Source organism: Pseudoalteromonas sp. S4492 (assembly GCF_005886115.1).
Classification (GTDB): Bacteria; Pseudomonadota; Gammaproteobacteria; order Enterobacterales; family Alteromonadaceae; genus Pseudoalteromonas; species Pseudoalteromonas gelatinilytica.
Genome location: NZ_PNCP01000051.1, coordinates 75,535 through 82,892 on the forward strand (window position 1 = coordinate 75,535; position 7,358 = coordinate 82,892).

Below are 7,358 nucleotides of genomic sequence, written 5' to 3' on the forward strand. Positions count from 1 at the left end.
CGTCCCATTTCCTAACTGCGGTCTACTCTAATGACACTAGATGACAGTTAGATTACCCTTAAATGACATTTTTATGACTTTGCCGTTTTTTTAATATTATCTGTTATACGCACGACTTTTTCGCTACCAAATGCGAACGCAAAGGTCGAGCCTTGTCCTAATTTACTGCTGATATCTAAACGACTGTCATGCCTTGTAAGTACATGTTTTGTAATCGCTAAACCTAATCCAGACCCACCTGTTGTGCGGCTACGCGCTTTATCAACGCGATAAAAACGCTCGGTTAAACGGTTAATATGTTCAGCAGCAATACCATCACCATTATCAGTCACACTAAACGCGGCTTGGTTATTTTTAAGCTGCCAATCAACTACAATCTTGCCACCAGGCTTGGTGTAATGGATGGCGTTAAACACAAGATTAGAAAAGGCACTTCGTAATTCGTCTTCAGCCCCTTTAATATCTAAACTTGCATCAACATTAAAGATAAGCTCATGACCTTTATCTTGGTTTAATGACTGTGCTTCGGTTTGAATATAGGTAAGTAGCTGCGGCACATTAACCGGCTTATCGTTATCTTGACGACGTGCTCCCTCAATACGCGATAGCGAGAGTAATTGATTAACCAAACTGTCCATACGCTTACATTGTTCAAGCATGGTTGTTTGCGCTTTTTGCCACATTGCAGGAGGTGGTAAGCTATCTGAATCAAGCATTTCTAAGTAGCCTGTCACCACCGTAAGTGGTGTTCTCAGCTCATGAGAAACATTCGCCACAAAATCTTTGCGCATCTGCTCAAGTTGCTTTAAGCGAGTAACATCACGTACCACCATCATCAACTGCGAACTTGCATAGGGCATCACACGAAACTCTAACGTTTGATCGTAGCTGTGGCCACCATCAAGCTCGAGCGGTTCATCGAAACAGGCTTTATGCATGTACTTAGCAAACTTAGGATCGCGAATAAGATTATCTAAGCGCTGTCCATGATCAGTCGGCCATTTTAAGCCTAATACCTTTAACGCCAGTTGGTTACACCAAATGATGCTGAGATCTTTTTGTAACACCACCACCGCATCAGGCACAGCTTCGGCACCATCACGAAAACGGCGAATTAAGTCAGCCAGCTCATTGCGTTTTTTACGGTTGCGATGTTGTAAATGATAGATCCCTTCGAAGACTTGTTCCCACGCTCCCTCACCTTCCGGTGGATTAAAACTACGTTGATTTAGGAGCCAATCGCTGAGGCGATATAATTGATGATAATGCCAAATTAGAAGTGCAAAAGAGCCTAAAAATAAAAGCAAAAAAGGCGCACCTACAAGTACGCCAACTAATAACAAGGGTAAGAAATACATAAACAGGCGTTTTGCTAACGCCTGTTTATTCACTACTCGATACATACACTCACTTTACCTTAAGTATGTAAATTAGCTTGTTAAGGTCATTCCAATGACACTTATAATTTACTTGAAAAACGATAGCCAGCACCGCGAACTGTTTGTACTAAACGGTCATGTCCTAATGGTGCAATCGCTTTACGCAGACGACGAATATGTACATCAACTGTACGGTCTTCTACATATACATTTGTTCCCCATACATGATCAAGTAATTGTTCACGGCTGTAAACACGTTCTGGATGAGTCATGAAGAAATGCAGTAATCTAAATTCTGTAGGACCCATATCTAATTCACTCCCTTCTGAGGTTACACGGTGTGAAATAGGGTCAAGGCGTAAACCATGTACTTCAATGGCTTCTTCTAATGAGGTTGGCGAAACACGGCGAATTACCGCTTTGATACGTGCCATTAATTCTTTAGGAGAAAATGGTTTTGTTACGTAGTCATCAGCACCTACTTCAAGGCCGCGCACTTTATCTTCTTCTTCACCGCGAGCTGTCAGCATGATGATAGGAATTTGACGAGTGTATTCGCTTTGCTTAAATTTCTTAGCAATTTGAATACCGCTACCACCAGGTAACATCCAATCTAATAGAACCATATCTGGGTATGGCTCTACCATAGCTTCAATTGCAGAGTCATAATCTTCTGCTTCAATTGCTTGAAAACCATTTTGCTCTAGAACAAAAACCAGCATCTCTCTGATAGGCGCTTCGTCATCGACGACTAGTACTTTACGTGACATTCCAATTTATCTCTTTCGTTAGCGAACTGGTTTCATTATTATGACTAAGTATGACATTTTTATGAAAGTCTAACGAGTAATTCAAAAAGCGCAAAAAAATCAATGCAAAAATAGCCAGTTTTTACGCTTTAATAGTGAATTTTAGATTAAAAGTCATACCTTAAAGTGACTGCCACGTGATCTTCATCAGTATTATTATCTAGTGAAAATTGCGTATACCACATATACATACGTGCTTGTTTTGACAGGCTTCGTTCAACCCCAACAGAGGTACCACTGCCCGAATCTTTCAACTTACCAAAGCTACCATCGGTATCTTGATATTGCGCTAATAATTTATATTTATCTATTTTGTAAGATGCACTCACTAAATAGCCATCTTCTTTGTCAGAGCCTGTGGCTTTTTCGCTTTGTTGATACATACCGCCTACCGTCAAATCGCCTAATTTACCTTGCGCCGTAAATCGCGTAGTATCGTAGCCGGCTACTTTACTGTCGTGGGCAACACTCACAAAGTAAGGCGCATTTTTAAATTTACTATCGCCATACATAAAGGCCGCAGAGACACCGGTTTCTTCATCTTGTTTAGAATTATCTTCAGCAATATAGGTGACCACAAATTGCATATTGCCGACAATAGGCGAGCTATAATGAACCACATCGCCGAGGCGATTTTCACCGTTAAACAAGGCTTTAATGTCACCATTAAAGTCGTTCATTAAATCAATTTTACCTTGCGATACTTTTAATGCCGTATCATGACGGCCGAGCACCACCTGGCCATAGCTTCCTTGTAAGCCAACGTATTGATTACGCGCGGTAATATTTTCTTCTGTTTTACCATCGCTATCTTGATCAGCCGCATTTACTGCAAATTCAAACTTATATACGGCTTTTAAACCATCACTTATTTCACCGCTACCTTTAATACCCATACGTGAGTTGTAGCTTTCAACAGACGTTTTACTGCCCTCCCCGGTGTCGCTATTGGCAATCCCTAAATGGGCCCGACCATACACATCTACGGCTTCGGCAACACTATGAAAAGAAATAAAGCACATTGCAAAGCTCGACAACATCATGGCAGGTTTGTTCATGGTAGCGATCCTTAATTTAAGCAGTAACTTAAAAATCGAACATAAAGGGCTTTTGGTCAAGGCAAGGTGGCTATATTTCACACAAAAATCACGGATCACTGATCTACTAACCAAATCAGATCAGGATCAGGTTTTTACTAAGTTGATCAGCCCGAGATCAGTATTTTACTTAGAGAATAAGGTAACTTGTTGATTTAATGTTAAGGGGATCAGTATTTAGTTTAAAAGCTGAGCAAAGAAAAGCCGATGATCAGTGCGTAACTAGTAAAATAATGATCCGTGAAAGCGAAGGTTAGTAAAACACTGATCCTCACGAACATGAGTAAGTAAATCGCTGATCCGCCTTGATCGAATCATAAAAAAACCGGCATGTAAGCCGGCTTTTTCAATTTGTTATCAATTACTTGATTTGTGGATCAAGTTCACCTGATAAATATTTAAGGTGCATATCATCTAAAGAGATAGGCTTGATCTTAGCAGCTTGACCCGCAGTACCAAAGGCTTCGTAACGAGCAACACAGATCTCAGTCATTGCTTTCGTTGCTTCAGCTAGGTATTTACGTGGATCGAAGTTAGCTGGGTTTAAAGCTAAGTGACGACGAATTGCACCTGTTGATGCTAAACGAAGATCGGTATCGATATTTACTTTACGAACACCGTACTTAATACCTTCGATGATCTGCTCTACTGGTACACCATAAGTCTCAGGGATTTCACCACCGTATTGATTGATCACTTCTAACCACTCTTGTGGCACAGAAGACGAACCATGCATTACTAAGTGCGTGTTAGGGATACGCGCGTGGATTTCTTTAATGCGATCAATCGCTAAGATATCGTCTGTTGGTGGACGTGTGAATTTGTAGGCACCATGTGATGTACCACAAGCAATAGCCAGTGCATCAACTTTAGTTTTACGAACGAAATCAGCTGCTTCTTCAGGATCTGTTAGCATTTGATCCGTAGACAATTTACCTTCTGCACCTACGCCATCTTCTTCACCTGCTTCACCTGTTTCAAGTGAACCTAAAACACCTAGCTCGCCTTCAACAGACACACCACAAGCATGTGCCATTTCAACTGTTTGACGTGTTACATCAACATTATATTCGTAGCTTGAAGGGGTTTTACCATCAGACATTAATGAGCCATCCATCATTACTGATGAAAAGCCTAACTGGATTGAGCGCTGACATACACCTGGTGAAGTACCGTGGTCTTGGTGCATTACAACTGGAATATGAGGCCATTCTTCAACGGCTGCTAAAATCATATGACGAATAAAAGGGGCACCAGCATAGGCACGTGCGCCTGCTGAACCTTGTACAATTACCGGGCTGTTTGTTTTGTCAGCCGCTTCCATAATTGCGCGCATTTGCTCTTGGTTATTAACGTTAAACGCAGGTACGCCGTAACCATTTTCAGCTGCATGATCAAGAAGTTGTCGCATACTGATTAAAGCCATTTGGTATTCTCCAAATTGTATCGACAGTAGTTTCCTACTATCTAGTTTGAACGGATAAGTTATTTTTTGATGCATCACTGCATCACGAAAAGCTCGCGCCTACCGTAACAGCTGTAAATAAAACGAGGGTGAGAGGTATTTTATTAACAGCTGAACCAGCGTAATTACTTAATAACTACGCTGGTATACGCACTAATTACTTAGCGCGTTCTTCAAGCATAGCAACTGCTGGTAATTTTTTCCCTTCTAAAAATTCAAGGAAAGCACCACCACCTGTTGAAATGTAAGAAACTTTATCGGCAATGCCGTATTTATCAATCGCTGCAAGCGTATCACCGCCACCAGCAATCGAGAATGCACTTGAATTAGCAATCGCATCAGCAATAGCACGTGTGCCGTTACCAAATTGGTCAAATTCAAATACACCTACTGGGCCATTCCATACAACGGTACCCGCATTAGCAATGATTTTTGCTAATTGGTTTGCTGTATCAGGACCAATATCGAAGATCATGTCTTCGTCTGTTACTTCATTCACATCTTTTAGTGTTGCCACTGCAGATTCTGAGAACTCATTACCTACAACAACATCAGTCGGTACCGGAATTTCACCGTTATTAGCTTTTGCTGCAGCACTTAATTTGTTTGCTTCATCAATTAAATCAGCTTCAAATAAAGATTTACCTACCGGGTAACCTGCTGCTGCGATGAAGGTATTCGCGATACCACCACCTGTTACAAGTTGGTCAACCACTTTAGATAGTGAATCAAGTACTGTTAACTTAGTTGATACTTTAGAGCCACCAACGATAGCAACTAAAGGACGAGCTGGGTTATCAAGCGCTTTACCTAATGCGTCTAGCTCTGCCGCAAGTAGTGGGCCTGCACATGCAACATCAGCAAATAAACCCACACCGTGAGTAGATGCTTGTGCACGGTGAGCCGTACCAAATGCGTCCATTACGTAAACATCACATAAGGCAGCAAGTTTTTTAGACAGTGCTTCGTCGTTTTTCTTTTCGCCAGCGTTAAAACGTACGTTTTCGAAAACAACCACTTCGTTATCAGCAACGTCTACGCCTTCTAGGTAGTCTTTTTCAAGACGAACTGTTTGCTCAAGGGCATCATTTAAATAATTAACCACAGGGGCAAGTGAAAACGCTTCATCATATTCCCCTTCCGTAGGGCGGCCAAGGTGTGACATCACCATTACTTTAGCGCCTTTTTCTAACGCTAATTTAATAGTTGGTAATGCTGCACGAATACGTGCATCAGAGGTCACTTTACCTTCTTTTACAGGCACATTTAAATCTTCACGAATTAACACGCGTTTGCCGTTTAAATCTAAATCTGCCATTTTAATGACCGACATGGACTTCTCCTTAGTTAACGATACTAATATTATATTTATAAATTATTGGCTTACAGCCATCATCGCACGCGCAGTGTCGAGCATACGATTCGCAAAGCCCCACTCATTATCGCACCACACTAACAACTTTATCAGTCGTTTATGACTAACACGTGTCTGAGTGCCATCTATGATACAAGAATGTGGGTCATGATTAAAATCTACCGATACCAATGGCTCTTCTGTGTAGCTTAAAATACCTTCAAGACGGTCTTTTGCTGCTAACTTAAGTGCCTGATTGACAGTCGCTAAATTCACATCGGTATTCACTGTTACACTTAAATCCATCGCCGTCACGTTGATAGTGGGTACCCTAACAGCAATGGCTTCAAAGCGACTATGAAACTTAGGCAAAATACGCTCAATACCACGAGCAAGCTTTGTATCTACTGGAATAATAGACTGGCTTGCAGCGCGAGTACGACGTAAATCATGATGATACGCATCGATGACTTGCTGATCATGCATCGAGGCATGAATCGTCGTAATGGCCCCAGATTCAATCGAAAATGCGTCATCTAACACTTTAATCACTGGTACAATGCAGTTTGTGGTACATGAACCATTTGAAACAATCGTATGTTCAGCTTTTAGCTCATCATCGTTAATACCATACACAATTGTGGCATCAACATCTGCATCTGCAGGCTGCGAAAACAATACTTTTTTCGCACCAGCGTTTAAATGTAGCTCAGCATGTTCACGTGAGTGATACACCCCAGTACATTCAAGAACCACATCAACATCAAGTGTTTGCCAAGGCAGTTCTGCTGGGTTTTCTTCTGCAAACAAAGCAATAGAGTCATTAGCAACCGTTAAAGTATCTTCGCCAAGATTAACAGGGAATGAAAAGCGGCCGTGAGATGTATCGTATTTAAGGAGATGGGCAATGCCCTTAGGGTCGGCTAATTCGTTAATAGCGACAATTTTGATTTGATCTTCAAGCCCTGATTCATACAGAGCACGGACGATGTTGCGCCCGATTCGACCAAAACCATTAATTGCAAGTTTGATTGCCATGAAGAAGAAAATCCACTCTATTTGCTTGCAGATAAAGGCAGCTGCCTTTTAGATGGCGGTATTGTAATCGACCTTTGAAGTTTTTATAAGAGGGCAAGGTAAATAAAACTACTTTAACAACCCTAGATGGCTCAATTTTGGTAATCGACCTGAAGAGTTTTTATAAGAGGTCAGCCAAAATAAAAATTGCTTAGTATGTTTTAGATGGCGCAGTTT

Annotated in this window: 6 protein-coding genes; all 6 read right to left on the reverse strand. The window is 41.3% G+C overall.

The genetic code is table 11. The features are described 5' to 3' along the window. Nucleotides 1-71 precede the first annotated feature (71 nt). Nucleotides 72-1,403, reverse strand: a complete 1,332-nt coding sequence (phoR, locus tag CWC28_RS17325; protein ID WP_063703263.1) for a phosphate regulon sensor histidine kinase PhoR — start codon at nucleotides 1,401-1,403, stop codon at nucleotides 72-74. Nucleotides 1,404-1,459: 56 nt separating this feature from the next. Then, nucleotides 1,460-2,149 carry a phosphate regulon transcriptional regulator PhoB gene (phoB, locus tag CWC28_RS17330; RefSeq protein WP_036970740.1) on the reverse strand — a complete coding sequence of 230 codons (690 nt, stop codon included), beginning with the start codon at nucleotides 2,147-2,149 and terminating at the stop codon, nucleotides 1,460-1,462. A gap of 146 nt (nucleotides 2,150-2,295) precedes the next feature. Then, a complete protein-coding gene (locus CWC28_RS17335) occupies nucleotides 2,296-3,246 on the reverse strand; it encodes a porin (RefSeq protein ID WP_138625490.1) in 951 nt (316 codons plus the stop codon). Nucleotides 3,247-3,646: 400 nt separating this feature from the next. Continuing rightward, nucleotides 3,647-4,711: a class II fructose-bisphosphate aldolase gene (gene fba / locus CWC28_RS17340; RefSeq protein ID WP_063703260.1), complete on the reverse strand. Its 1,065-nt coding sequence runs from the start codon at nucleotides 4,709-4,711 to the stop codon at nucleotides 3,647-3,649. 196 nt (nucleotides 4,712-4,907) lie between these two features. Then, nucleotides 4,908-6,083: a phosphoglycerate kinase gene (locus tag CWC28_RS17345; protein ID WP_105174837.1), complete on the reverse strand. Its 1,176-nt coding sequence runs from the start codon at nucleotides 6,081-6,083 to the stop codon at nucleotides 4,908-4,910. 42 nt (nucleotides 6,084-6,125) lie between these two features. After that, nucleotides 6,126-7,142, reverse strand: a complete 1,017-nt coding sequence (epd, locus tag CWC28_RS17350; protein WP_119852376.1) for an erythrose-4-phosphate dehydrogenase — start codon at nucleotides 7,140-7,142, stop codon at nucleotides 6,126-6,128. Nucleotides 7,143-7,358: the final 216 nt, after the last annotated feature.